Raw genomic sequence first — 23935 nt, forward strand, 5'->3', positions numbered from 1 at the left:
GTCCCACCCGGGGCGGGCCCGCTCTCGCGCGCCGGGGCAGGCGCGCGTCAACCCGGCGTGCCGCGGACGTGTCCCACGGACGGGTGGTCCTGCTCGCCGGCGGGCGCGGCGGCTGGACCCGGCGCGAGCGGCGTGGCGGGAGGGGCGGGCGGGGCGCCGTGGCCGGGGGCGGGCGGCCAGACGGACCGGCTGGTCAGCCACGCGGGCGGTGCCGGTGACGTGGCTCTGTTGCGGGCCTGGACCTCACCGATGACGGAGACGACGGCGGCGAGCAGGAAGATGATGGCGGCCAGCAGGGCGTAGCGGCGCAACTGCCGGTCCGTACGGCTCTCGCTGCGCTGCCGCGCCGCGCCCGGGGGCAGGGTGCGTATCGGCTGCGCCGCGGCGAACCGCCGCAGCCGGGCCCGCAGCTCCTCCGCCCGCCTGTCCTCCGGCAGCGCCCCCAGCTCCGGTAGGGCCTCGGCCAGTGCCTCGTGCGCGTGCGTGACCCGCCCGGCGGCGGCGAGGGTGCTGGCCTCCAGCTCGGCGGCGGCCTCGGGCAGGTCGAGCCCGACGACGTCGTGGACGACGACGGCGCTGCGGTACGACTGCGGCAGCGCCCGCAGCGCGGCGAACACCCGCCGGTCCGCCTCCTCGCCCGGTTCCTCCGCGCCCAGCTCCTCCTGGTCCGTCTCCCCGCGCCGCACCCGGCGCCGCCACCGGGCGCGCAGCCACTCCCAGGGCTCCTGCACGTACCCGAACGCGGCCGCCCGCACCCACCCCGGCGGATCGCGGTCGGAGGCCACCTCCGGCCACCGCTCCCACGCCAGGTGGAAGGCGTGCTCGACGGCCTCGCGGGTCAGGGCGTGGTCGCCGGTGAGCAGGAACGTGTGCCGCGTGACGTCGGCGGCGCAGCGCTGGTAGAGCGCGTCGTACGCGGCCTCCGCGGCGGCGGCCGCGGTGTCGGCGGCGGCGGCGGAGTTGCGCGCGGCGGCGGCCCGCCGGCCCGCCAGGTACGCCCTGTTCCCGTAGACGCCGACCCGGTGCGCCCGGCCCGCCGCGGCCCGGTTCCGGGGCGTCCCGCCGCCCGGCCCCAGACCGTATGCTCCAGTCCCGCCGGTCCACGCCTCCGCCCCCGCCCCGGCCACGCCCACGACCGGGATCTCCTCGGTGTCCTCCAGATCGGGAGACCGCCCCTGCCCGCGCCGCCGCCGGCGCCTCTCCCGGGGCCCGAGCGGGACCTGCGGCCCGGGCGGCGGGGATATGTCAGGGTCCATAGCACTATCGTGGCCAACACGACGGGCAAACGCTCTTTACCAGGGCGAAACGGGTTAATTTGGCACCATGGCGGCCGTGAGCCACGTGACCGATCTCGCCCCGTCGTTATCGCCCCGGCACCAGACCCGGGGCGCCCGCAGCGCCGCCGTCGTCGCGGCGCTGGCGAGCGGGTTCCTCGCCGCCGGCCTCGGCCTCGGCTTTCTCGCCGTGCTCGTGCTGCTGCTGTGGATCACGTCCCCGTATCCCGACAGCGGCCCGGGCGGCGCCCTGCACATCGTCGCCGACCTGTGGCTGCTCGCCCACGGCGCCGATCTCGTACGCACCGAGACGCGCACCGGCACCCCCGCTCCCCTCGGCCTCACCCCGCTGCTGCTCACGGCGCTGCCGGTCTTCCTCCTGCACCGCGGTGCGCGCGACGCGCTCACCCCGCAGGACGGCAGGCCGCAGCTCGCGCCACTGGCCACGGGCGCGTGGGTGGCCTGCGGTTACCTCGCCGTCGCCGCCGGGGTCACCGGCTACGCGCTGGCCGGGCCGCTGCACGCCGCGCCGCTCAGCGTCGCCGCCGTGGTGCCGCTGACGGTGGCGGCGGCCACCGCCGCAGGCGTGTGGTCCGCGGCCGGGACGCCCGTCGTGCTGCTGCCCCGCCGCTGGCATCCGGGCGCGGCCGAGGCCCGGGCCGGCGCGGCGCCGCGCGCGGAGGCCGCCGCGCGGGCCGGGGTGGCGGGGGTCGTCGCGCTGCTCGGCGGCGGCGCCCTGCTCTGCGCGGTCGCGCTGGTGGCGCACGCGGCCGTCGCGCAGGAGCACTTCCTCTCCCTGTCCACGACGGTCTCCGGCCGGTTCGGCGTCTTCCTCCTCGCGCTCGCGCTGCTGCCGAACGCGGCGATGTGGGCGGCGGCGTACGGGCTCGGGCCGGGATTCGCGGTCGGGGCGGGGAGCACGGTGACGCCGCTGAGCGCCGCCGACTACCCCGTGCAGCCCGTCTTCCCGCTGCTCGCCGCGGTGCCGGGGGAGGGCCCCGGCGGGCCGCTGACCTGGGCTGCCGCGGCGGTGCCTGTGGTGGCGGGGATCGTCGTCGGGTGCTTCGCCGGGACGGCCGCGGCGCCGGTGGTGCGGGAGCGGGAGCCGAGTTGGCGGTGGTGGCCCACGGTGTGGGTGACGGCGCTGGCGGCGCTCTGCTGCGGCGCGGGCACGGCCGCGGTCGCGTGGCTCGCCGGCGGGCCGCTCGGCACCCGGACGCTCGCCGCCTTCGGCCCGGTGTGGTGGCAGGCAGGCGGTGCGGCGGTGGCGTGGACGGCGGTGGTCGGGGTGCCGGTGGCGCTCACGGTACGGGCGGTCCGGCTGTTCGGCGCGGCGCCGCTGCCCATGCCGACGTCGGTCGCCGCGCCCGGCGGGCGGATGCGGGCGCGGCGGTGGCGGTGGGGGCGGCAGGGCTGGCCGCTGTGGGAGCCCCGTTCCCGGCTGGCGGAGGAGTGGGAGGAGGACCCGGGCGGCGACTGACGCCGTACGAGAAAGATCGACGCCGTACGGGCAGGAGCCCCTGCCGTACGCACCGTGCCCGGGCGCCGCCGCAGCGGGGCGCCCGGGCACGTACGCGAATGACTGCTCCGCGGCTCGCGCTCAGTCGCGCTCGAAGAACGTCCGCAGGGGCTTGGGCAGTTCGTTGCTGCAGTGCTCCTTCGACGCCTCGGTGAGCGCGTCGCTGCGGCAGTTGAAGTAGTCGCGGTACGCGATCTGCACCGAGAACCCGATGAGCACGATGGACAGCGTGATGCCCGCCGCCACGATGCCGGTGATCGCCGCCGTGGTGTGCGGACGGCCGCCCCGGGCCTGGCGCTGCACGGGCTGGCCGTAGGCGTCCGTACCGCCGCCGTTGGCACGGCCGTTGGCCGCCGCCCCGTTGCCCGGCGCCCGCGACTTGCCGCGGAGCGCGTCGATGCCCCAGTAGAGGGCGAGCGAGCCGAGGAGCAGGGCCAGCGGCCACCAGTTGAAGAGGGCGAAGAAGAAGCCCCACATGCCGGCGAGCAGCGCGTACCGCGAGCGGCGCTGCACGGGGTCGGTCGGGTCCCAGCGCAGGTTCTTCCCCGGCCCGTCGCCGTTGCCCCGGCCGTTGTCGCGGCCGGGCCCCGGCCCGTCGCCGGAGCCGTCGGGGCCAGGACCCTGGTGCTGCGGGCCGCCGGGTCCCTGCTGGCCGTGGTCGCCGCCGCCCCAGCCGCCGTGCCCCGGGGGCGGCTGGTGGCTGCTCCACTGGCTGCCCCACGGGGGCGGCGGCTGGTCCTGCCCGCCGTTCTGCCCGTTGCCGTGCCCGTTGCCGTGGCCGTCCTGACCACCCGGGCCACCGTGCTGCGGCCCGCCCTGGCCGCCGCCGGGCGATCCCTGCGGGCCCTGCGGCGGTTGCCCCTGCGGCGGCGCGTCCTGCGGCCCGGGACCGTTCTGCGGCGGCCCCTGCGGCGGCGCACCGTAAGGCCCGGGCCCGTACTGCGGCCCGCCCTGCGGCTGCTGCCCCTGCCCGTCCTGCCCGTCCGGCGCCCCCTGGCCGCCCTGCGCGCCCTGCCCGCCGCCCTCCGGCGGCGGCGCCGGCGCCTCGGGTTCCGACGGCGGCCTGGAGTCGCGGTAGACGACGCCGCCTTGTCCGGGCACGAGCACGCCCCGGGGCGTGCCGGACCAGCCGGGGGACTGCGAAGGGCCCCCGGCCGCTGCGGGGACGGGGCGTCGGAGGGCCGCGCTGCGGCGTCGGTCCTGCTGCATCTGGACGGCGTCGTCTCCTCAGGTCGTCTGCCCGCGCGGCCGGGGCGCGTGCGCGGGCGCGCGTAACTGCTACCGGAGACGCTACCCCGCCCGGCCTGGCGCGGCCCCGCCAGGGGACGCCCGGTATGGTGGCAGACGTCCGCCGCCCCTCCCCGGGACCCCTGGCACCCCAGGGTCTCGCGGCTCGTACGGACACACAATCGCCCGCCGAAGAGAGATCCCCCCGTGGTTCCGCATGCGCCCGCCCGCCTCGTCGTGCTCGTCTCCGGCTCCGGTACGAACTTGCAGGCCCTGCTCGACGCCGTCGACGAGCAGGGGGCGGACGCCTACGGCGCCGAGGTCGTCGCGGTCGGCGCCGACCGCTCCGCCGAGGCCGGCGCCGCCGGGCTGCTGCGCGCGGAGCGCGCCGGGCTGCCGACGTTCGTCTGCCGGGTCCGGGACTTCGCCACCCGCGCCGAGTGGGACCGGGCGCTGGCCGAGGCCACGGCCGCCTATGAGCCGGACCTCGTGGTCTCGGCCGGGTTCATGAAGATCGTGGGGAAGGAGTTCCTGGCCCGCTTCGGCGGCCGGTTCGTCAACACCCACCCCGCGCTGCTCCCCAGCTTCCCCGGCGCCCACGCCGTACGCGACGCGCTCGCGCACGGCGTGAAGGTCACCGGGTGCACCGTCCACTTCGTCGACGAAGGCGTCGACACCGGCCCGATCATCGCGCAGGGCGCGGTCGAGGTCCGCGAGGAGGACCACCGGGACGGGGGCGAGGCGCTGCACGAGCGCATCAAGGCAGTCGAACGGCGGCTGCTCGTCGACGTCGTGGGCCGGCTGGCCCGGGACGGGTACCGCGTCGAGGATCGAAAGGTTCGGTTCGGTGAGTAATTCTGGGTCCCCGGGCAAGGCAGGTTCCGCGTCGGACGAGGCTGCCGGGGCTGACTCCCGGCGGCCGGTACGCCGCGCGCTGATCAGCGTCTACGACAAGACCGGCCTGGAGGAGCTGGCCCGCGGCCTGCACGGGGCCGGGGTCGCGCTCGTCTCCACCGGCTCGACGGCCGCGCGCATCGCCGCCGCCGGGGTGCCGGTGACGAAGGTCGAGGAGCTGACCGGCTTCCCCGAGTGCCTGGACGGCCGGGTGAAGACCCTGCACCCGCGGGTGCACGCGGGGCTCCTCGCCGACTTGCGCCTCGACGACCACCGGCGGCAGCTCGCGGAGTTGGGCGTCGAGCCGTTCGAGCTGCTGGTGAGCAACCTCTACCCGTTCGCCGAGACCGTCGCCTCCGGCGCCTCGCCCGACGAGTGCGTGGAGCAGATCGACATCGGCGGCCCGTCGATGGTCAGGGGCGCGGCGAAGAACCACCCGTCGGTCGCCGTCGTCGTCAACCCCGCGCGCTACGACGAGGTGCTCAAGGCCGTCGGGGACGGCGGCTTCGACCTGGCGCAGCGCAAGCGGCTCGCGGCGGAGGCGTTCCAGCACACGGCGGCGTACGACGTGGCCGTGGCCAACTGGTTCGCCGCGGACTACGCCCCCGCGGACGAGGGGCCGCAGGACTTCGTCGGCGCCGCCTACACCCGGCTCAACTCCCTGCGCTACGGCGAGAACCCGCACCAGGCCGCCGCCCTCTACACCGACGGCTCCGGCGCGGGCCTGCCCGGCGCCGAGCAGGTGCACGGCAAGGAGATGTCGTACAACAACTACGTCGACACCGAGGCCGCCCGCCGCGCCGCGTACGACCACGAGCGCCCCTGCGTCGCGATCATCAAGCACGCGAACCCATGCGGCATCGCCGTCGCCGACGATGTCGCCGAGGCCCACCGCAAGGCGCACGCCTGCGACCCCGTGTCCGCGTACGGCGGCGTGATCGCCGTCAACCGGCCGGTGTCGAAGGCCATGGCCGAGCAGGTCGCGGAGATCTTCACCGAGGTCATCGTCGCGCCGGAGTACGAGGACGGGGCGCTGGAGGCGCTGACGCGGAAGAAGAACATCCGCATCCTGCGCGCCACCGGGACGCCGCGGCGCGGACAGGAGTTCCGGCCCGTCGACGGCGGGCTGCTGGTCCAGGAGCGGGACGTCTTCCAGGCCGCGGGCGACGACCCGGCGGGCTGGCGGCTCGCCGCGGGCACCGGCCTCGACGCGGCGGGCCTCGCGGACCTGGCCTTCGCCTGGCGGGCGTGCCGCGCGGTGAAGTCCAACGCGATCCTGCTGGCGAGGGACGGCGCCACCGTCGGCGTCGGCATGGGTCAGGTCAACCGCGTCGACTCGGCGAAGCTCGCCGTGCAGCGCGCGGGCGCGGAGCGCGCGGCCGGGGCGTACGCCGCCTCGGACGCCTTCTTCCCGTTCCCCGACGGCCTTGAGGTGCTGCTCGACGCGGGGGTACGGGCCGTGGTGCAGCCGGGCGGCTCGATCCGCGACGAGCAGGTGATCGAGGCCGCACAGAAGGCGGGCGTGACCATGTACCTCACCGGGGCCCGGCACTTCTACCACTGAGGACCGCGGGCCCATCGGCCCCGGACGAACGGAGCCCCGCCTTCGCCGGCGGGGCTCCGTCCGTATGCGTCACGAAGATCACGGCCTGGGGCGTGCGAACCAGCGTCCGGAGTCGCGGTTCGCGACCATCACGATCGAGATGATGCCGAGCGCGATCCAGATGATGCCGAGCGGGAGCGCCAGCACGCCGAAGAGGATGAGGAAGCTCAGCCAGACGATGCTGCCGACGCGCACGCCGCCCGCGCCCCTGCCGAAGAGCGAGGCGAGGACGATGCCCAGGATCGCGTGCACCAGGTAGATGCCGGCGACCACGGCCACCGCCTCGGCCGGGACCTCGACGCCCGAGCCTTCCTGGAAGCCGTCCTCGAAATCGTCCTTCGCCACCGCGATGCCGATGAGCAGCAGGAGCGAGAGCAGGGACTGCAGCCCGGCCGAGATGAACATCATGATGCGGGCGGCGGTCGCCTTGCCCGGGATGCTCGTGGGGTAGCCGCCGCCGTCGCCGTACGGTCCTGCGCCGCCCGGGTACACCGGATACGGCTGGCCGCCGCCGGGGTACTGCGGGTAGCCGTAGGGCTGTTGCTGCTGCTGGGCAGGCTGCTGCTGCGCCTGCTGTTGCTGGCCCTGGGGCCCGCCGTAGGGGTTGTTCTGGTCGGGGAGGCTCACGGTGCCCTTCTTCCGCGGTTATGGACGTACTGACACACTGACCTGGCCCGAGGACGGCTGTCCAGACCGGCTGATTGGTCTGTTACCCGCAGCATCGGGGAGGATGGGGCCATGACCGCCCAGATTCTCGACGGCAGGGCCACCGCGGCCGCGATCAAGTCCGAGCTTGCCACGCGCGTGCAGGCGCTCAAGGGCCGGGGTGTCACGCCCGGCCTCGGCACCCTCCTGGTCGGCGACGACCCGGGCAGCCAGAAGTACGTCGCGGGCAAGCACCGCGACTGCGCCGAAATCGGCATCGCCTCCATCCAGCGCGAGCTGCCCGCGACGGCCACGCAGGAGCGGATCGAGGCGGTCGTCCGCGAGCTGAACGAGGACCCGGACTGCACCGGCTACATCGTGCAGCTACCGCTGCCGCGGGACATCGACGAGAACCGGGTGCTGGAGCTGATCGACCCGGCCAAGGACGCCGACGGGCTGCACCCCACGAACCTCGGCCGGCTCGTGCTCAACGAGCCCGCGCCGCTGCCCTGTACCCCCAACGGCGTCATCCGGCTGCTGCGGCAGTTCGGCGTCGAGCTGAACGGGGCGCACGTCGTGGTCGTCGGGCGCGGCGTGACCATCGGCCGGTCGCTGCCGCTGCTGCTCACCCGCAAGTCCGAGAACGCCACGGTCACCCAGTGCCACACCGGCACCCGCGACCTCGCCGGGCATCTCCGGCAGGCCGACATCGTCGTGGCCGCGGCCGGCTCGCCGCACCTGATCAAGCCGGCGGACATCCGCCCGGGCGCGGCCGTCCTCGACGTCGGCGTGAGCCGCGACGAGCACGGCAAGATCGTCGGGGACGTGCACCCGGGCGTCGCGGACGTCGCGGGCTGGCTGTCGCCGAACCCGGGCGGGGTGGGGCCGATGACGCGGGCGATGCTGCTGGTCAACGTCGTGGAGGCGGCGGAGGCCGCGGCGGGGGTGAACGGGGCGGGTGGCGCGTCCGGGATCTCCGGCGCGGCGGGTGCCGCCGGTACGTCCGGGATGGGCACGGCCGCGTCGGCGGCGCCGTGATGGCCCGCCGCACGGCATTCCCCACCCGCGGCACGGTCCGCCCCGAGGGCGGCGGCCGGGCGGCGTCCGGCAAGGCCCCGCCGCCCGTGCGGCAGTGGCCGATACTCCTGGTGCTCGCGATAGCGGCGGCCGGACTGATCACGGTGGCCGCGGGCCCGTTCCGCGAGGGCACGCTGATCCTCGGCGGGTCACTGCTCGTCGGCGGCGTGCTGCGCGGGACGGTGCCTGAGGTGGGCATGCTGGCGGTGCGGTCCCGGTTCACCGACATCGTGACGTTCGGGGTGCTGGGCCTGGCGATCGTGCTGCTGGCGCTGGTCGCGATGCCGGATCCGTGGCTTGAGGTGCCGTTCCTGGAGGACGCGGTCCACTTCTCCGTACGCTGACGGGCGGTCGCCCGCGCGAGGCACCGTGAGCCGGCGAGGGGGACCGGCGAGGGTCTGCGAGAGGGCGGGGGCCGGGTCGGCGAAGGGGGCCGGCGAGGGGCGGGATCGTACCCGGGATCTCCACGTCCGCGCTGGCAGATGCGATGCTGGAGCGGGAGCGCGGCAGGGGGACCGAGGGGGAACAAGGGAGTAGCGATGGCTCGCTGGAAGGAGCTGCCCGAGGAGCTCGACCCGCAGATACGGGACTTCGCCGCGCACATGCGCCGGCTGGTCGACCGCAGCGGCCTGACCGTGTCGGAGGTCGCGGACCGCACCGGGTACAGCAGGTCGTCGTGGGAGCGCTACCTCAACGGGCGGCTGATGCCGTCGCGCGAGTCGGTCGTCGCGTTCGCGGAGGTGACGGGCGCGCGGGACGACCAGCTCATGACCGAGTGGAGCGCGGCGGACCGCGCCTGGAGCCGGGCGGAGCTGCGGAACCGGTCCGCGCTGCGCGCCCTCCGGGCGGCGGAGCCCGGCCCTGACGACCCGCAGGACCCGGAGCCCGGCCGCCAGGGGCGCGGACTCCGCGGAGTCCTGGGCCGGGGCAGGGGACGCGGCGAGGAGACACCCGGCGCGGGGGAGACGGCGCGCTCCGGGGGTGCGGTGCGGGGTGCGGAGAGGCCCGTACACCCCGACGCGACGGAGCGCTCGGCGGTACGTCCCGGACCTCCGCCGCCGCCGGAGAGGCGGGCGACGGGGGCTGCCGGGGAGGGCGACGCGGGGACCGCGGCCGGGAGGGGGGCCGGGACCGGAGCCGCCGCGGCGGCGGGAGCCGGACGCGGTTCGGAGGCGGGGACCGACACCGGTGCCGATACCGGGAGCGACGCCGGGGGCGAGGCCGGAAGCGGCGCCGTCGACCCCGCCACCCGGGACGGAGACGAGACCGCCAAACTCCGCGCCCTCTCCCGCCCCACCCCGCCGCCCGCGCCGGAGCCGGCCGGCGAGACGGCCCGTACCCGCCCGATATCCACCGCCCCCGCCCCGGCCCCACCCGCCGCGGCGCCCCCACCGAAGAACTGGCCCCTGCGCCGTGTGCTCCTCGCCGGCCTCGTCACCCTGCTGCTCACCGGCGGCGGCGCCGGCGTCGTCTACGTCGGCCACGGCCTGATCTCCGACCCCGGTGTCGAGGAGCAGCAGAAGCCCCGCGGCGCTCCGCCGCCCGACTCCGGCCCGACCGGGAAGACCTCGGGCCCGGGGTCCGGCTCCGGTTCGCCGTCCGGGTCCGCGGAGTTGCCCGAGGGCGTGGAGTGCCGCGGCGACGACTGCACGGGCAAGGACGCCGACGAGATGGGCTGCGGCGGCGAGTTCGCCCGTACGACCACGGAGACGACCATCGGCGACATGGTCCTGGAGATCCGCTACAGCGAACCCTGCCAGGCGGCGTGGGCCAGGATCACCGCGGCGGAGCCGGGCTCGACGGTCACCGCGCTGGCCGAGGTACCGGGCGAGGAGCCGGTCCGCGAGGACTCGTCGGCCGGGACGAGCGAGGGCTACACGGCGATGGTCGTGGCGGAGGAGCTGGACACCGTACGGGCGTGTGCGGAGCTGCCGGACGGGACCGCGGCCTGCACGAAGGGCACGCTGCCGTCGTAGGCGCCGTGGCCGCGGTGGTGGCCGGGGTGGTGACCGTGGCCGCCGCGGCCCTCGTGACCGGGCCCACACCGGCCGCCCTCCGGCACTCCGTGCCAGTCGGATAGATTGACCCCCGGGGGCACGGCTGCCCTTGGCCGCCCGGGCCCCGCCCAGCCCGTACGTCGCGCCCCCTCATCGGAGAGATCACCATGACCCGCACTCCCGACAGCCCCGTCACCGTCACCGTCACCGGCGCGGCCGGGCAGATCGGCTACGCGCTGCTCTTCCGTATCGCCTCCGGCCAGCTCCTCGGCCCGGACGTACCGGTCAAGCTGCGGCTGCTGGAGATCACCCCGGCCCTCGGCGCCGCCGAGGGCACGGCGATGGAGCTCGACGACTGCGCGTTCCCGCTGCTGCGCGGCATCGACATCACCGACGACCCGAACGTCGCCTTCGCCGGCGCCAACGTCGCGCTGCTCGTCGGCGCCCGCCCGCGCACGAAGGGCATGGAGCGCGGCGACCTGCTGGAGGCCAACGGCGGCATCTTCAAGCCGCAGGGCAAGGCCATCAACGACCACGCCGCGGACGACATCAAGGTCCTCGTCGTCGGCAACCCCGCCAACACCAACGCGCTCATCGCCCGCGCCGCCGCCCCGGACGTGCCGGCCGAGCGCTTCACGGCGATGACCCGCCTCGACCACAACCGGGCGCTGTCGCAGCTCGCGAAGAAGACGGGCGCGGCGGTCGGCGACATCAAGAAGCTGACGATCTGGGGCAACCACTCGGCGACCCAGTACCCGGACGTCTTCCACGCCGAGATCGCCGGGAAGAACGCCGCCGAGGTCGTCAACGACGAGAAGTGGCTGGCCGACGAGTTCATCCCGACCGTCGCCAAGCGCGGCGCGGCCATCATCGAGGCGCGCGGCGCCTCGTCGGCGGCGTCGGCGGCCAACGCGGCGGTGGACCACGTGTACTCGTGGGTCAACGGCACGCCCCAGGGCGACTGGGTCTCGATGGGCATCCCGTCGGACGGCTCGTACGGCGTGCCCGAGGGGCTGATCTCGTCGTACCCGGTGACGTGCGCGGACGGTGCGTACGAGATCGTGCAGGGGCTGGAGATCAACGAGTTCTCGCGGGCCCGCATCGACGCCTCGGTGAAGGAGCTCGCGGAGGAGCGCGAGGCGGTACGGGCCCTCGGGCTGGTCTGAGCCCGGCGCCGCTCTTCTGCGGCTCGCCGCTTGCCGCGTTGCCGCGGCGGGTCCTCTTCGGGAGGGCCCGCCGCGGCTTTCGTGCGTGGTGGGGGCGTGGCGGGGATATTCGGTTGCGGCCTGCCGGTGGTGGTCTCTACGGTCGGGCGCATGGTCTCCGAGCCGGTCGACACACCCGAGGCGCACTAGCGCCCTCGCGCCGGCCCCGCGGGTAGCGGGGCTGCTTCGGCTTGCCCTGCTCGACCATCTCGTCTCCGGGACGTTTCCCCGTGCTTCCTCAGCCGCCTTTGCTCCGCGCATTCGCGCGTGCGTGTCCGTACGTGCATCCGGACACAGCCCTGGTTCTCCGGCCCCTGGTCGGGCGGGATCCCCCGCCCGCGTTCGCCGCACCGCAGCGAACGTCCACCGGAGGAAGGAAACCAGCGTGTCCAGCTCCATGTTCAGGAAGAAGTCGCGGGCCCGGGTCCGCCACCACCGCGCGCAGTGGCGCGGCCGGGTCTCCGTGCCCGCGCTGATGACGTGCCCGAACGCGGCGTGCGGCGAGCCCAAGCCGCTGCACACCGCGTGCCCGAACTGCGGGCAGTACAAGGGGCGTCAGGTCTACCGCCCGTAGTACGTGAGGACACCCCGCCCGGGCTTCCCGGCCCGGGCGGGGGTGCCGGTTCGTGCGGGGGAGGCCGAGTGGGGGCGCGAGGGGCCGAGTCCTCGGTACGGTTCGGTGTGCCGGCGGAGCGTGCGGTGCCGTGGGCGAGTCCGGGCGGGCGTGCTGTGTGGCCGGTGCGCGGCTCTCGGAGACCTGGGGGACAGGAGACTGACATGAGCAGCGGCGGGTCGTACGGGGACGAGGACGCACAGCAGCAGCGGCGGCAGGGACCGGAGGTGCCGCCGCCACCGGCGATCCCGCCGCGCCCGGCGGAGGCGCCGGCGGGGGCGGAGGGCTCTGAGGCGCGTGCGGGTGACGAGGAGTCAGCGTCGTCGCCGCCGGAGGACCGGATCCCGGAGGACGGGGTCCCTGAGGAGCGGGAGCCCGAGGACACGGCGCCGGAGGACAGGGTCCCCGGCCAGGCCGCGGAAGACGGGGACGAGGCGGACGACGCGGACGAAGGGCCGGCCAACTCCGGTACGGGGCGGGCGTGGTGGGAGGACCGGGCTGCGGACGCGCCGTCGGCGGGGCCGGACTGGGCGGTGGACGGGAAGGACGGCGTACCGCCGCGGCCGGCCGTGGCACCGCCGACCGTGCCCGACGTGTCCGAAGCCCCCGGACTCCTCCCACCGCCACCGGCCACCGCACCAGACTGGGGTGCGCCGGGCGGCCCCGGCGCGCAGGCCCCGCCCCCGCCCGCGGAGTTGCCGACGCAGTCCGCCCAGCCGCCGCCCCCCACCGCACCGGGCTGGGGCCCGGAACCGGCCCCGGGGGTACTCCCTCCGCCGCGGGACGTGCCGACGCATCCCGCGCCGGGGTACCCGGCGGCGCAGGGGCAGGAGCAGCCGTACGGCTACGGGCAGGACGCCTCGTACGACCCCTACGCCGCCTACGCCCCGTACCCCGGCTACGAACTCGGCGTCGAGCCCGAGCGCCCGCGGCGACGCGGCGGGGTCATCGCGGCGGTGGTGGGTCTCGTCGTGATCGTGGCCGGCGGTCTCATCGCCGGCGGCTGGCTGCTGCTCGGCGGCGACGACGACGGCGAGCAGGCGGCGGAACCGCGGCGCAGCGCCGCGGCGGACCCCAAGTCCCCGAAGGAGGAGCCTTCCCCGTCGTCCGAGCCCTCGGCGCCGTCGCCTTCGTCGTCGGAGCCCGAGGTGCCGCCCGGTTACGTCCTCGCGAGCGAGAACGGCTACTCGCTGGCCGTGCCGGAGGACTGGGAGCGGCGCGTCGACGGGGTGTCGGTGTTCTACGAAGAGCCGGTCGCGGGGGGCGCGTTCCTCCAGGTCTACGAGGTGACCGAAGAGGTCAGTCCGTACGAGGCGGTGCAGATCATCGAGGCCACGAAGGAGAACGCGGAAGGCTACCGTCTCAACGAACTGGCGGATCTGGGCCACTCCGCGGAGTACGACTACTCGTACATCGACGAGGAACTGGGCCCGCGACGCGTCCTGCTGCACGACCGGGAGACCGAGGACGGAAAGATGTACGCGCTGCTGGCCTCGGGCCCGGAGACGGCCTGGCCCCAACAGCGGGAGGTCGTGGACGAGATGGCGGTGTCGTTCTGCGCGGGGACGGAATGCGAGGCAGAGGCAACGGGAGGGGCGTGAGCCGGGGCCCCGGCCCCCGCCGGCCTCACCCCCTCCCCAACTCCCTCGCCAGCTCCTCCACCCCTCTCAGCGTCCTCTCCAGCAACCCGCCCCCGAACGTGATCCTGCTCGCCCCCAGCCTCCCCAGCTCCGCCGGACCCGGGCCCCGGCCCCCCGTCGCCGCCAGGGCGTTGACCGGCAGGCCCGTCTCCTGCGCCAGCAGGCCCAGGTGCCTCGGCGGGGCCCCGATCGGGTACACCCCGTCCGCCCCCGCCGCCGCGTAAAGCCTGCCCCGTTCCACCGCCGCCCCCGGGTCCTCCACTCCGCGTACGAACGTGTCCACGCGGGCGTTGATGAACAGCCCGTCCCCCGCCTCCGCCCTCACCTCCGCCAGGAACTCCGCCTGTTCCGCCGCGTCCCTCAGGGTCCTGCCCGGGTGCACCGTGTCCTCCAGGTTGCACCCCACCGCCCCCGCCTCCAGCAGCCGTTCGACCAGCTCCCGCGGCGGCAGGCCGTAGCCCGCCTCCACGTCCGCCGTCACCGGGACGTCCACGGCGCGCGTGATCCGCGTGATCGCCGCGAACATCTCCGCTACGGGCGTCGCCTCCCCGTCTCCGTAGCCCAGGGCCCGCGCGATGCCCGCGCTCGGCGTGGCCAGCGCCGCGAAGCCCGCGTCCGCGAAGACGCGGGCGCTCGCCGCGTCCCACGGGCCCGGCAGCACCAGCGGGTACCCCGCCTCCCTGCCGTGGTGCAGCGCCCGGAACTCCCCGGCTCTCCCCGCCACGCCCCTCACGCCCCCTGCTCGTACTGACCCGGCCGGTAGTCCCCCGCCTTCGCCCTGCTCGTCACGCACCACCGGTTCCACGCGTTGATCACCGTCAGCACCCCGATCAGCCGCGCCAGTTCCTGCTCGCCGAAGTGCTTCGCCGCCCGTTCGTACACCTCGTCCGGTACGAACCCGTCCGTCAGCACGGTCACCGCCTCGGCCAGCGCCAGCGCCGCCCGCTCCTTCTCCGTGTACAGGTGCGGCACCTCCTCCCAGGCGTTCAGCAGATACAGCCGCTGCTCCGTCTCGCCGGCCGCGCGCGCGTCCTTGGTGTGCATGTCGATGCAGTACGCGCAGTGGTTGATCTGGGAGGCGCGGAGCTTCACCAGTTCGTAGACGACCGGATCGAGGCCCTTCTTGGCCGCTTGCTCGACCCTGACCAGGGCGCGGTGGACGTCGGGGGCGAGTGCGAAGAGGTCGAGACGCTGTGTCATGCCTCCCACGCTAGATCTTCATATCCCAGATGTATGGTCCATTTCCATGCCGGATTCCTGGGCCACTTCAGCGGAGCTACGCGACTTCCACCGCTCCCTCGACCTGCACGTCGACGTACGCGCCGGCACCCGCGGCGCCGGTGCCGCGCTCATCAGGTCGCTGCGCGACGCGGTACGCACCGGGCGGCTCGCGCCCGGCACCCGGCTGCCGTCGTCCCGGGCGCTCGCCGCCGACCTCGGCGTGGCGCGCAACACGGTGGCTGACGCGTACGCCGAACTCGTCGCGGAGGGCTGGCTCACCGCCCGGCAGGGCTCCGGCACCCGCGTCGCCGCCCGCAGCGAGCCGCGCCGGGTCGCCACCCGGGCGCACGCCCCCGCGCACGAGCCGCCGCTCCACCCCCTCGACCGGCGGGCCGCCTACAACCTCCTCCCCGGCGCCCCCGACGCCGCCCGCTTCCCCCGCGCCGCCTGGGCCGCCGCCGCGCGGCGGGCGCTCACCGCGGCGCCCTCGGCGGCCTTCGGCCACCAGGGCCCCGGCGGGCGGGTGGAGCTGCGGCGGGCGCTCGCCGGGTATCTGGCGCGGGCGCGCGGGGTGTACGCGGAGCCGGAGCGGATCGTGGTCTGCGCCGGGTTCACCGGCGGGCTGCGGCTGCTGGCGGAGGTGCTGAGGGCCGAGGGCGCCCGCCGCGTCGCCGTCGAGCCGTACGGGCTCGGGCTGCACCGCCGCCTCCTCACCGACGCCGGGCTGCGGACGGTGCCGCTGCCGTACGACGAGGAGGGCATCGCCACCGCCGCCCTGCCCGCGACCGGCGCCGGCGCCGTCCTCCTCACCCCGGCGCACCAGTTCCCCACCGGCGTCCCCCTCGCCCCCGACCGGCGCGCGGCGGCCGTCGACTGGGCGCGGGCGACGGGCGGGGTGGTGCTGGACGACGACTACGACGGCGAGTTCCGCTACGACCGGCAGCCGGTGGGGGCGCTCCAGTCCCTCGATCCGGAGCACGTCGCGCACCTGGGCACGGCCAGCAAGAGCCTGTCGCCCGCGCTGCGGCTGGGCTGGATGGTGCTGCCGGAGCGGCTGTTGCGCGGGGTGCACGCGGTGCAGTCGCTGAGCCGGACACCGCCGGGGGTGGTCGATCAGCTCACCCTCGCCGAGTTCCTCGACTCCGGCGGCTACGACCGCCACGTACGCGCCGCCCGCCAGCGCTACCGCCGGCGCCGGGACCGCCTCGTCGCCGAACTCGCCCGGCGGGCGCCCCGGGTGCGGGTCACCGGGATCGCGGCGGGCCTGCACGCCGTCGTACGGCTCCCGCCGGGAACCGAGCGGCGGGTGCTGGCGCGGGCGGCGCGGGAGGGGCTGGCGGTGGCCAGGCTGGGGGCGTACGAGTACGGCAACGCGGCGTGGGAGGAGGGCGGCGACTTCACGGCGCCGCCCCCGGCGGGGGAGGCGCCGGGGGCGCAGGGGGAGGCGCTGGTGGTGGGGTACGGGACGCCGCCCGACCACCTGTACCCGGGGGCGCTGGAGGCGCTGTGCCGGGTGCTGGAGGCGGAGACGTAGCCGGTACGGACCCGTCCCGCGCGGGGGCGGGCGCGGGCCGTACGCGTACGGGCGCCCCTCAGGCCCCCGGCGACGCCAGCCGCACCATCGTGATGTCCGACGGCGCCCCCACCCGCACCGGCGGCCCCCACGCGCCCGCGCCGCGCGTGACGTACAACTGCGTGTCCCCGTACCGCTCAAGACCCGCCAGCGTCGGGTTCGCCGCCTCCGCGATGTACGTCACCGGCCACATCTGCCCGCCGTGCGTGTGCCCTGACAACTGCAGGTCGACGCCGTGGTCCACCGCGTCGTGGATCACGACCGGCTGGTGCGCGAGCAGCACCGAGGCGCGGGAGGTGTCGCGGTCGCCGAGGGCGCGCGCGAAGTCCGGGGCCCTGCCGACGTCCTCGCCGGAGACGTCGTTGACGCCGGCGAGGTCGAAGCCGGCCAGTTCCGTGCGGGCGTTCTCCAGCGGATGCAGGCCGAGTTCGCGGAGGTGGTCGAGCCACTCACCGGCGCCGTCGGCGCCGGTGAAGTACTCGTGGTTGCCGGTGACGAAGAACGTGCCGTCCGGCGCCGCCAACTGCCCCAGCGGCTCCGCGGCCGTCCCCAGGTGGTCGACGGAGCCGTCGACGAGGTCGCCGACGATGGCGACGAGGTCGGGGCGCTGGGCGTTGATGGTGTCGACGATCCGCTGGGTGTGACCGCGGCCGAGGACGGGACCGAGGTGGATGTCGCTGACGACGGCGATGCGGTAGCCGTGGGCGGACGCGGGCAGCTTGGTGAGGGGGACGGTGACGTTCTTGACCCTGGGCGCGCGGCCGAGCACGCCGTACGCCCCGTACGCGACGGTCCCCGCGGCGACGGCGGTGGCGCCGATCGCGACGGTACGGGCGACGAAGAGCCGCCGCGACACGTCACCGCCCACCGGTGCGGAGGCGGGGTCTGCGGAGGCGGGGTCGGCGTCGTCGGCGCGGCCGTCCGCGGAACCCTGGTTACCCGCCGCGCCCCCCTCCCCGGCCACGGTGGCCGGTCCGAGGCGCAGCGGCGCCTTCGTCCCCGTACCGCCTCCGCCGCTACCGCCGCTCGCGCCGGCGGCCTCCGCGGCCTCCTCGTCCGCCGCCTCCGCCGTCGCGACCTGCTGCGCCAGGGCCGCGACGGCCGCCTCGCGCTCCGCCTCGTCGACCGGCGCCGCGGCCCCCGTACCACCGCCGGCCCGCCGCGCCCGCCGCTCCAGCACCCGCAGCAGCACCGGCCGTACCAACTCGCCCACCGCCAGCGCCAGCAGCAGATACAGCAGCAACGCCAGCCACATCAGCCCCGGCCACCCCAGCGCCTGCTGCACCGGCATCGGCGCCCCGGCCCGCTCCGAGGCCACCGCCGCGAACGCCATCAGCGGCAGCAGCACCACGACCGGCGTCGCCAGCCGCCGCGGCCAGCCGCCGCGCCGCATGGTGTCCCGGACCAGCCGCCGCCACACGTACCAGTGCGCCCCGGCGACGAGGAGCAGCATCCCGATCGCAATCGGCACGAAGACCACGGCCCTACCTCCCGGCCCCGGCCGCCGCGCCGCGCACGTCTCCGCCGGCGCCCCCGGCACCGTCAGAGCCGCCCGCGCCTTCCGCGCCGTCCCCCGGCCGCGCCCGCCGCCGGGATCGCCGCCCGCAGGCCCCTGCCCGGCGCGCCGCCCCGCCCGCACGCCGCGCAGGCCCAGCCACCCGATGGCGGTCCCCAGCGCGAAGGAGGTCACGGCCAGCGTGAGGTGCACCCAGAAGTACCCGGTGGGGTCGCCGTCCTCGAAGGCCAGCCCGCTGGAGTCCTTCCACAGATTCCGGACGAACGTGATCCAGATGAACCAGGACCACCCGCCGAAGGCGAGCAGAAACCAGGAGACACGGCGTGAGAGGTACATGCGACAAGCCTCGCACCCCGCCCCCCGAACCCACGCCCGGGGCACTCTCATCCCCCAGTCCCCGGGCCGCACGCCGCCCCCGGAGGGCTAGACGATCGGCGGCCGCCCCAGCCTGGACATGCGCCACACCGTCCGCCACCGCATGGGCCGCCGCCCGCCGCAGTCGGTCCGCATCCCTTCGGTGAACCCGCCGAACCACGCCCGCAGCCCCGCCGCCGACCGCACCCGGGCCAGGGTCAGCGCCAGCCAGGTGCCGAGATAGACCGGGACCAGCGGGAGCGGAAGGTGCCGGCGCGCCAGCCATACGCGGTTGCGGGCCGTCATGCGGTAGTAGACCGCGTGCCGGGCGGGGGAGGTCTTCGGATGCTGGAGCAGCAGCTCGGGGTCGTAGACGACCTTCCAGCCGGCGTCCAGCGCCCGCCAGGCGAGGTCCGTCTCCTCGTGCGCGAAGAAGAAGTGGCCGGGCCAGGTGCCGACCTCGTCCAGCATGCGCATCGACAGTGCGTGCCCGCCGCCGAGGAAGGTGGTCACCTCTCCGCCGCGCATCGGGTCGCCGGACCGCAGCCGGGGTACGTGCCGGCGCTGGGTGGCGCCGGAGGCGTCGGCGATACGGAAGCTGACGACGCCCAGCCGTTCGTCGGCGGCATAGTGGTCGCGGAGCCGGGCGAAGACCTCGTCGTCGACCAGCAGCCCGTCGTCGTCCAGGTCGACGACCACGTCGACGTCCCCGAAGGCGCGGAGTTCCTTGATCGCGACGTTGCGCCCGCCCGCGACGCCCAGGTTGTCGCTCAGCTCGACGGCGGTCACGCCGTCGCCGAGATCCGGCAGCCGGCATCCGTTGCCGACGACCACCACCCGCGCGGCCGGCACGCTCTGCGCGGCCACCGACTCCAGCAGGGCGGCGAGTTCGGCGGGGCGCGTACCCATGGTCAGGACGGCGACCCCGAGGCGCGGTACGGACACGACGGCACTCCAGACCTCGACTGCGGTGCCGCGATGCTAACCGTTCACCACCCGGCCACCCTGTGTAGCGCCGCCGGTGGCCCTGAACCCGGGGGTAATCCGCTGGCGGGGGTGGTGGGGGCGGGTGAGGATCGGGGGGTGGGTGTGTTTCTGGAGACCTCGCGGCTCGTGTTGCGGCCGTTCGGCGCCGGCGATGTCGATCTTCTCGTCGCCCTGGACGGCGATCCCGCCGTCATGCGGTTCATCAACGGCGGCCGTCCCACCAGCCGCGAGGCGGTCGAGGCGCGGGTGCTGCCGCGGCTGCTCCGCGACTACCCGTGGGGGACCCGCGGGTACTGGGCCGCGGAGGAGAAGGGCGGCGGCGGGTTTCTCGGCTGGTTCGAGTTCCGGCCGGTGGAGGCGGAGAACCCCGCCGTGGTCGAGTTGGGGTACCGGCTCAACCGCTCGGCCTGGGGGCGCGGCTACGCCACCGAGGGCTCACGCGCGCTCATCCACAAGGGGTTCACGGACCTCGGCGTCGAGCGGGTCACCGCCAACACCATGGCCGTCAACACCGGTTCCCGCCGCGTGATGGAGAAGTCGGGCCTGACCCTCGTACGGCACTTCACGGGCGACTGGCCGGAGCGGATCGAGGGCTCGGAGCACGGCGAGGTCGAGTACGCACTCACACGGAGCCGGTGGGAACGGACCCGGCAGCCGCCGGCGGCGCCTCGGCCGTGAAGAAGAGGAAGCACGTCTTCGTCGCCAGGTCGTCGAAGTCATCGGGAAAGAGCGCACGCCCTGCCGGATCCGGCCGCGGCTCGCTGAGGACCGCGGGGAGGAAGCCGGCCGCGGGAAAGGCGTCGGTCATCGCGTGCAGCGGCTTGCGCCAGAACTTCATCGGGACGGTCCGCCCGCCGAAGCACCAGTCGAAGGTGTAGCTGGTGGTCGCGAAGTAGTCGGGCCGCGGCTCCCGGTGCGTGTACGCGACGAAGGGGTGGTCCACGGAGGCGATCAGCCGCCCGCCGGGCCTGAGCACGCGCCGCATCTCCGCGAGCGTAGGACCCCAGTCCTCCAGATAGTGCAGGACCAGCGACGCGACCACGTCGTCGAATGTCCCGTCGCCGAACGGCAGGCGCTCGCGGAGGTCGGCCCGGTGCAGGTCCGCGTCGTCGCCGAGCCGCCCGGCGGCCAGCGCCAGCATCCCCGCGCTCGCGTCGACACCGGTGACGACGGCGCCGCGGTCGCGGAGCGCGGCCGTCAGCGGGCCCGCGCCGCAGCCGGCGTCGAGTATGCGCCGGCCGGACACGTCGCCGGCGAGGGCCAGCATCGCGGGCCGCTCGTAGTAGGCGTTGACGAGGCTGGTCTCGTTCTCCGCCGCGTACGCCTCGGCGAAGGCGTCGTAGTCGTTCACCCCGGCCCGCGCACCGGCCTCGTCCGCGTCATCGTCGATACGTGCCATCGGCGCAGCCTAGATCACGGAGTCCCGGGCGCGTCGTGCCGATCCCGGCCTTCGGGGCGGTAGTCCGCCCGCTGGCCCCGGTTGAGGTTCCGGGCCAGGCAAACCTGGCACTCGACCCAGCCGGTCTCCCCCTTCTCGTTGGTACGGGCCACGCGGGCCGGGCGGTCGTGGTCGGTGAACCCGCTGGCCTCGTACCGCGCCAGCGTCTCCTCGGCGACGAAACCCCACATCTCGCCCACGTACATCTTCTTCTCGCAGAAGTCGCACACGTCGGCGACCTCCGGCTTCTTCACCGACTCCGGCCACGAGCCGTGGACCCGCTCCCACCCCAGGGCCGCGAAGAGCACGCAACCCGCCGGGTCCACCGCACCGTTGTCGTCGGAGACGCGGTCGTTCAGCGCGTCCGCGCGTGCCGCCGCCCGGTCGAAGATGAAGAACTCGCTGCACCGCTCGCAGACCGCCCACGGGGTGTTGCTGGAGACGTGCTGCCGGAGGAAGTCGTCGAACACGGACGGCAGCCGGTCCTCCGGAAGGAACACCTCCCACACCGCTTTGTTCGTCGCGAAGCAGTCCGCCCAGTGGGCCTCGGAGATCATCACCGTCCTGGTGGGGAGGTAGTACGCGTCCGCGCGGGCCAGAGCGGCGTTGCAGCAGTCGCACACCAGGTCGTCACCACCGCGGCCGGCGCCCCCGCCGCCACCACCGCCGCTCCCGTCGCCGTCGCCGTCCACCCGCGGTGCCGCCGTGCCGCCCCGCCCCCGGCCCGCGCGCCCGCCGAACAGCCTGTCCCTGATCCAGCCCATGCCCACCGCTCCTCCACCGGCGACGGTCGTACGCTCAGCGTAGAACCGGGGCCCGGGGACCCCTCCCGTGTCCCACCCGCCCCCATCCGGGGGCGCTCCTCGGCCAACTAGCGCACCTCGGTGTCCACATCGAGGGCGACTCCAGGTAGGTTCGCGACGTGCCGACATCTCATGTGACTATCCGCGGCGCCGCGCTCGCCGCCGCCGCCACGCTCCTGTCGCTCGGGGGCGTCGCGCCCGCCGCGGCCCAGGACGACAAGCCGCGGCCGCCCGATCAGATGTCGAACGTCGGCGGCACCCTCCTCGGCCAGCCGGGCACCCACGTCGATCTCGGCAGCGGCGCTCCCGAGCTGCCGAAGAAGCTCACCGGCAGGTCCTGGGTCGTCGCCGACGCCGAGAGCGGCGCGGTGCTCGCCGCGCACAACGCGCACTGGAAGCTGCCCCCGGCCAGCACGCTGAAGATGCTCTTCGCCGACACCCTGCTCCCCCTCTTCAACAAGGAGGAGAAGCACAAGGTCGCCGCCGAGGAGCTGGAGGGCATGGGCGCGGGCAGCAGCCTCGTCGGCATCAAGGAGAACCTCACCTACACCGTCCGCGAGCTGTGGCTCGGGGTCTTCCTGCGGTCAGGCAACGACGCCGTGCACGTGCTGTCGGCCATGAACGGCGGCGTCGACGCCACGGTGCAGGCCATGAACGAGCGGGCGCGCGAGCTGGGCGCCGAGGACACGCACGTGGTCAGCCCCGACGGGTACGACGCGAAGGGGCAGACGTCCAGCGCGTACGACCTGACGCTCTTCGCCCGCGCCGGCATGCAGAACCCGGACTTCCGCGCGTACGCCGCCACCCCCCGGGCGAAGTTCCCGGGCGGGAAGAAGGGCAAGAAGCGCGAGTACTTCGAGATCCAGAACACCAACCGGCTGCTCACCGGCGACGTCGACGTGGACGTCTACAAGGGCATCGCCGGCATCAAGAACGGCAACACCACCAACGCCGGCGCCACCTTCACCGGCGTCGCCGAGCGCGACGGACGGGTGCTGCTCGTCACCGTCATGCACCCCGACGAGGACGAGTCGAACGCCGTCTACAAGGAGGCCGGCAAGCTGCTGGACTGGGGCTTCAAGGCGGCGCCCGCCGTGCAGCCGGTCGGCGAGCTGGTCCCGCCCGAGGGCATGCGGAACGAGGACGCCGCCGGCAAGGACACCGCTCAGGGCGCCGGCGAGAACACCGGCGGCACCCAGGGCTCCGGCGACGAGGCGTCCGCCTCCGACGGCGCCAGGCCCACCGCCGCGGACGGCGAGGAGGAGGGCGGCGTCGGCACGGCGCTCGCCATCACGATCGGCTCAGTCGCGCTGCTCGCCATCGTCGCCTACGTCATCCACCGCCGCTGGCCGCTTCCCGACCTCGTCGGGCGTGGCCGTCCAGGCGGCGCAATAGAGCAGGAGGCGGGCCATGAAGTTGATCCAGATGACGAGCGCGACGGGAACGCCGAAGGCGCCGTAGACGCTCCGTCCGGCGACGCCGCTGAAGTAGCCGCTGAGAAGAAGCTTGAGTAGCTCGAAGCCCACCGCCCCGGCGAGCGCCGCCTCCACCACCCGCCGCCGCGGTGGGTGGACGCCGGGCAGCCGGGTCAGGACGTAGACCAGCAGCAGGAACCCCGCGGTCACGGCGGCGGCGAACGCGGCCGCCTCCAGCACCGCGCTGCCCCAGCCGCCCTCCTTGATGCCGATCGCGCCGAGCACGGCGCCGGCGGCGGTCGTGGCCGTGATCGAGACGGTGAGCGAGACGAGCACCGTGCCGCCGAGCCCGAAGAGGATGAGGGCGTCCTTGCCCTTGCCGAGGAAGAGGTTCTCGGAGGCGTCGGCCCGGTCCCACACCGCGCGCAGGGCGTCGCGCAGGGTGCTGATCCAGTTGACCCCGGTGAACAGGAGCGCGGCCAGCGAGATCAGGCCCACCGTGCCGGCGTTGGCGAAGAGGCCGCCGAGGTCGAGCCGGTCGGAGATGCCGGGCACCTGCTCGGTGATCCATTTCTCGACGTCCTTGCGCCGGCTGTCGCTGAGGACGGCGGCGGAGATCGCGGCGGCGCTGGTGAGCAGCGGGAAGAGGGCGACGAAGCTGCTGAACGTCACGGCCCCGGCGAGCCGGCTCCAGTGCCGGTCCTGGACGTACTCGAAGGCCCGGTAGGGGCGGGTGCGCATGAGGCGCGCGAGGTACGGGCCGACGACGGGCAACCTGGTCAGCCACTCCACGCTGCACTCCTGCCGTCGCGTCCCCCGAAGCCGCCGCCGGGTGCGCGGTCGGCCGTACGAACCGGCGTATGCCCCGGAAACGCCAGGTTATCTGTGGGGAGGGTGGGAAAAACGACGCGGCACGCTGGGCGCGGCGCTCCGC

21 protein-coding genes and 1 pseudogene are annotated in these 23935 nt (G+C 75.1%); 12 read left to right on the forward strand and 10 right to left on the reverse strand.

Going from position 1 to position 23935, the window contains the following annotated elements; translation table 11 throughout:
* Window positions 1-47: 47 nt before the first annotated feature.
* Window positions 48-1256 carry a hypothetical protein gene (locus DMB38_RS36225; protein WP_164716082.1) on the reverse strand — a complete coding sequence of 403 codons (1209 nt, stop codon included), beginning with the start codon at window positions 1254-1256 and terminating at the stop codon, window positions 48-50.
* 76 nt (window positions 1257-1332) lie between these two features.
* Here DMB38_RS36225 and DMB38_RS22685 point away from each other — a divergent pair, with 76 nt between their 5' ends.
* Entirely contained in the window at window positions 1333-2754 is a 1422-nt protein-coding gene (locus DMB38_RS22685) for a DUF6350 family protein (protein WP_125936712.1), read from the forward strand.
* A 120-nt stretch (window positions 2755-2874) separates the two neighbouring features.
* Here DMB38_RS22685 and DMB38_RS22690 read toward each other — a convergent pair whose 3' ends face one another.
* On the reverse strand, window positions 2875-3900 hold the full coding sequence (locus DMB38_RS22690; RefSeq protein ID WP_240662416.1) for a hypothetical protein: 1026 nt from the start codon (window positions 3898-3900) through the stop codon (window positions 2875-2877).
* A gap of 327 nt (window positions 3901-4227) precedes the next feature.
* Here DMB38_RS22690 and purN point away from each other — a divergent pair, with 327 nt between their 5' ends.
* Together purN and purH are read left to right on the forward strand one after the other, a co-directional pair.
* Window positions 4228-4875, forward strand: a complete 648-nt coding sequence (purN, locus tag DMB38_RS22695) for a phosphoribosylglycinamide formyltransferase (RefSeq protein WP_125936713.1) — start codon at window positions 4228-4230, stop codon at window positions 4873-4875.
* Window positions 4868-6478 (forward strand): bifunctional phosphoribosylaminoimidazolecarboxamide formyltransferase/IMP cyclohydrolase, encoded by a 1611-nt coding sequence (gene purH / locus DMB38_RS22700; RefSeq protein ID WP_125936714.1) that lies wholly within the window; start codon window positions 4868-4870, stop codon window positions 6476-6478. Before purN ends, purH begins: the two co-directional genes overlap by 8 nt.
* 78 nt (window positions 6479-6556) lie before the next feature.
* Here the strand turns inward: purH and DMB38_RS22705 are convergent, their stop codons facing one another.
* Entirely contained in the window at window positions 6557-7144 is a 588-nt protein-coding gene (locus DMB38_RS22705) for a hypothetical protein (RefSeq protein ID WP_125936715.1), read from the reverse strand.
* Window positions 7145-7255: 111 nt separating this feature from the next.
* Here DMB38_RS22705 and DMB38_RS22710 point away from each other — a divergent pair, with 111 nt between their 5' ends.
* The 6 genes from DMB38_RS22710 to DMB38_RS22735 all read left to right on the forward strand — a co-directional run bounded on the left by DMB38_RS22710 (window position 7256) and on the right by DMB38_RS22735 (window position 13655).
* Entirely contained in the window at window positions 7256-8200 is a 945-nt protein-coding gene (locus DMB38_RS22710) for a bifunctional methylenetetrahydrofolate dehydrogenase/methenyltetrahydrofolate cyclohydrolase (RefSeq protein ID WP_125936716.1), read from the forward strand.
* Window positions 8200-8583, forward strand: coding sequence for a DUF3017 domain-containing protein (locus DMB38_RS22715; RefSeq protein WP_047017646.1), 384 nt, complete (start codon window positions 8200-8202; stop codon window positions 8581-8583). Before DMB38_RS22710 ends, DMB38_RS22715 begins: the two co-directional genes overlap by 1 nt.
* 195 nt (window positions 8584-8778) lie before the next feature.
* Window positions 8779-10215, forward strand: a complete 1437-nt coding sequence (locus DMB38_RS37525) for a DUF2690 domain-containing protein (RefSeq protein ID WP_125936717.1) — start codon at window positions 8779-8781, stop codon at window positions 10213-10215.
* A gap of 188 nt (window positions 10216-10403) precedes the next feature.
* On the forward strand, window positions 10404-11402 hold the full coding sequence (locus DMB38_RS22725; RefSeq protein ID WP_125936718.1) for a malate dehydrogenase: 999 nt from the start codon (window positions 10404-10406) through the stop codon (window positions 11400-11402).
* 436 nt (window positions 11403-11838) lie between these two features.
* On the forward strand, window positions 11839-12015 hold the full coding sequence (gene rpmF / locus DMB38_RS22730) for a 50S ribosomal protein L32 (RefSeq protein ID WP_101426339.1): 177 nt from the start codon (window positions 11839-11841) through the stop codon (window positions 12013-12015).
* 203 nt (window positions 12016-12218) lie between these two features.
* Window positions 12219-13655 (forward strand): hypothetical protein, encoded by a 1437-nt coding sequence (locus DMB38_RS22735; protein WP_125936719.1) that lies wholly within the window; start codon window positions 12219-12221, stop codon window positions 13653-13655.
* Between the two features lie 25 nt (window positions 13656-13680).
* Here the strand turns inward: DMB38_RS22735 and DMB38_RS22740 are convergent, their stop codons facing one another.
* Window positions 13681-14418: an isocitrate lyase/phosphoenolpyruvate mutase family protein gene (locus DMB38_RS22740; RefSeq protein ID WP_125936720.1), complete on the reverse strand. Its 738-nt coding sequence runs from the start codon at window positions 14416-14418 to the stop codon at window positions 13681-13683.
* A gap of 5 nt (window positions 14419-14423) precedes the next feature.
* Window positions 14424-14894 (reverse strand): carboxymuconolactone decarboxylase family protein, encoded by a 471-nt coding sequence (locus DMB38_RS22745; RefSeq protein WP_125936721.1) that lies wholly within the window; start codon window positions 14892-14894, stop codon window positions 14424-14426.
* A gap of 46 nt (window positions 14895-14940) precedes the next feature.
* Here DMB38_RS22745 and DMB38_RS22750 point away from each other — a divergent pair, with 46 nt between their 5' ends.
* A complete protein-coding gene (locus DMB38_RS22750; protein ID WP_125936722.1) occupies window positions 14941-16449 on the forward strand; it encodes a PLP-dependent aminotransferase family protein in 1509 nt (502 codons plus the stop codon).
* A gap of 58 nt (window positions 16450-16507) precedes the next feature.
* Here the strand turns inward: DMB38_RS22750 and DMB38_RS22755 are convergent, their stop codons facing one another.
* Both DMB38_RS22755 and DMB38_RS22765 read right to left on the reverse strand, forming a co-directional pair.
* Window positions 16508-17968, reverse strand: a complete 1461-nt coding sequence (locus tag DMB38_RS22755) for a metallophosphoesterase (RefSeq protein ID WP_125936723.1) — start codon at window positions 17966-17968, stop codon at window positions 16508-16510.
* A 459-nt stretch (window positions 17969-18427) separates the two neighbouring features.
* Window positions 18428-19303 carry a glycosyltransferase gene (locus DMB38_RS22765; RefSeq protein ID WP_125936724.1) on the reverse strand — a complete coding sequence of 292 codons (876 nt, stop codon included), beginning with the start codon at window positions 19301-19303 and terminating at the stop codon, window positions 18428-18430.
* A 138-nt stretch (window positions 19304-19441) separates the two neighbouring features.
* On the opposite strand from DMB38_RS22765, the gene DMB38_RS22770 reads away from it, so the two are divergent.
* On the forward strand, window positions 19442-20023 hold the full coding sequence (locus DMB38_RS22770) for a GNAT family N-acetyltransferase (protein ID WP_125936725.1): 582 nt from the start codon (window positions 19442-19444) through the stop codon (window positions 20021-20023).
* Here DMB38_RS22770 and DMB38_RS22775 read toward each other — a convergent pair.
* The gene (locus DMB38_RS22775; RefSeq protein ID WP_125936726.1) at window positions 19968-20744 is read right to left on the reverse strand and encodes a class I SAM-dependent methyltransferase; all 777 of its coding nucleotides are present in this window, start codon (window positions 20742-20744) and stop codon (window positions 19968-19970) included. The two genes, DMB38_RS22770 and DMB38_RS22775, sit on opposite strands and share 56 nt — an antisense overlap.
* Before the next feature lie 14 nt (window positions 20745-20758).
* Complete coding sequence (locus tag DMB38_RS22780) at window positions 20759-21547, reverse strand: hypothetical protein (protein WP_125936727.1); 789 nt, start codon at window positions 21545-21547, stop codon at window positions 20759-20761.
* Window positions 21548-21720: 173 nt separating this feature from the next.
* Between DMB38_RS22780 and DMB38_RS22785 the strand changes: the two genes are divergently transcribed.
* The gene (locus tag DMB38_RS22785) at window positions 21721-23100 is read left to right on the forward strand and encodes a serine hydrolase (protein ID WP_125939201.1); all 1380 of its coding nucleotides are present in this window, start codon (window positions 21721-21723) and stop codon (window positions 23098-23100) included.
* Here DMB38_RS22785 and DMB38_RS37060 read toward each other — a convergent pair.
* A pseudogene (locus DMB38_RS37060) lies at window positions 23017-23742 on the reverse strand (YihY/virulence factor BrkB family protein); the annotation flags it as partial. The gene DMB38_RS22785 and the pseudogene DMB38_RS37060 overlap by 84 nt on opposite strands.
* Window positions 23743-23935: the final 193 nt, after the last annotated feature.

The organism is Streptomyces sp. WAC 06738, from assembly GCF_003945505.1.
GTDB lineage: Bacteria > Actinomycetota > Actinomycetes > Streptomycetales > Streptomycetaceae > Streptomyces.

Excerpts from the sequence above, each read along its gene's own strand:
- DMB38_RS22735 (WP_125936719.1), top strand. The coding sequence starts at position 12,219 with ATGAGCAGCGGCGGGTCGTACGGGGACGAGGACGCACAGCAGCAGCGG.
- DMB38_RS22775 (WP_125936726.1), bottom strand. The coding sequence starts at position 20,744 with ATGGCACGTATCGACGATGACGCGGACGAGGCCGGTGCGCGGGCCGGG.
- DMB38_RS22750 (WP_125936722.1), top strand. The coding sequence starts at position 14,941 with ATGCCGGATTCCTGGGCCACTTCAGCGGAGCTACGCGACTTCCACCGC.
- DMB38_RS22725 (WP_125936718.1), top strand. The coding sequence starts at position 10,404 with ATGACCCGCACTCCCGACAGCCCCGTCACCGTCACCGTCACCGGCGCG.
- DMB38_RS22715 (WP_047017646.1), top strand. The coding sequence starts at position 8,200 with ATGGCCCGCCGCACGGCATTCCCCACCCGCGGCACGGTCCGCCCCGAG.
- rpmF (WP_101426339.1), top strand. The coding sequence starts at position 11,839 with ATGTTCAGGAAGAAGTCGCGGGCCCGGGTCCGCCACCACCGCGCGCAG.
- DMB38_RS22780 (WP_125936727.1), bottom strand. The coding sequence starts at position 21,547 with ATGGGCTGGATCAGGGACAGGCTGTTCGGCGGGCGCGCGGGCCGGGGG.
- DMB38_RS22710 (WP_125936716.1), top strand. The coding sequence starts at position 7,256 with ATGACCGCCCAGATTCTCGACGGCAGGGCCACCGCGGCCGCGATCAAG.
- DMB38_RS37525 (WP_125936717.1), top strand. The coding sequence starts at position 8,779 with ATGGCTCGCTGGAAGGAGCTGCCCGAGGAGCTCGACCCGCAGATACGG.
- DMB38_RS22745 (WP_125936721.1), bottom strand. The coding sequence starts at position 14,894 with ATGACACAGCGTCTCGACCTCTTCGCACTCGCCCCCGACGTCCACCGC.
- DMB38_RS36225 (WP_164716082.1), bottom strand. The coding sequence starts at position 1,256 with ATGGACCCTGACATATCCCCGCCGCCCGGGCCGCAGGTCCCGCTCGGG.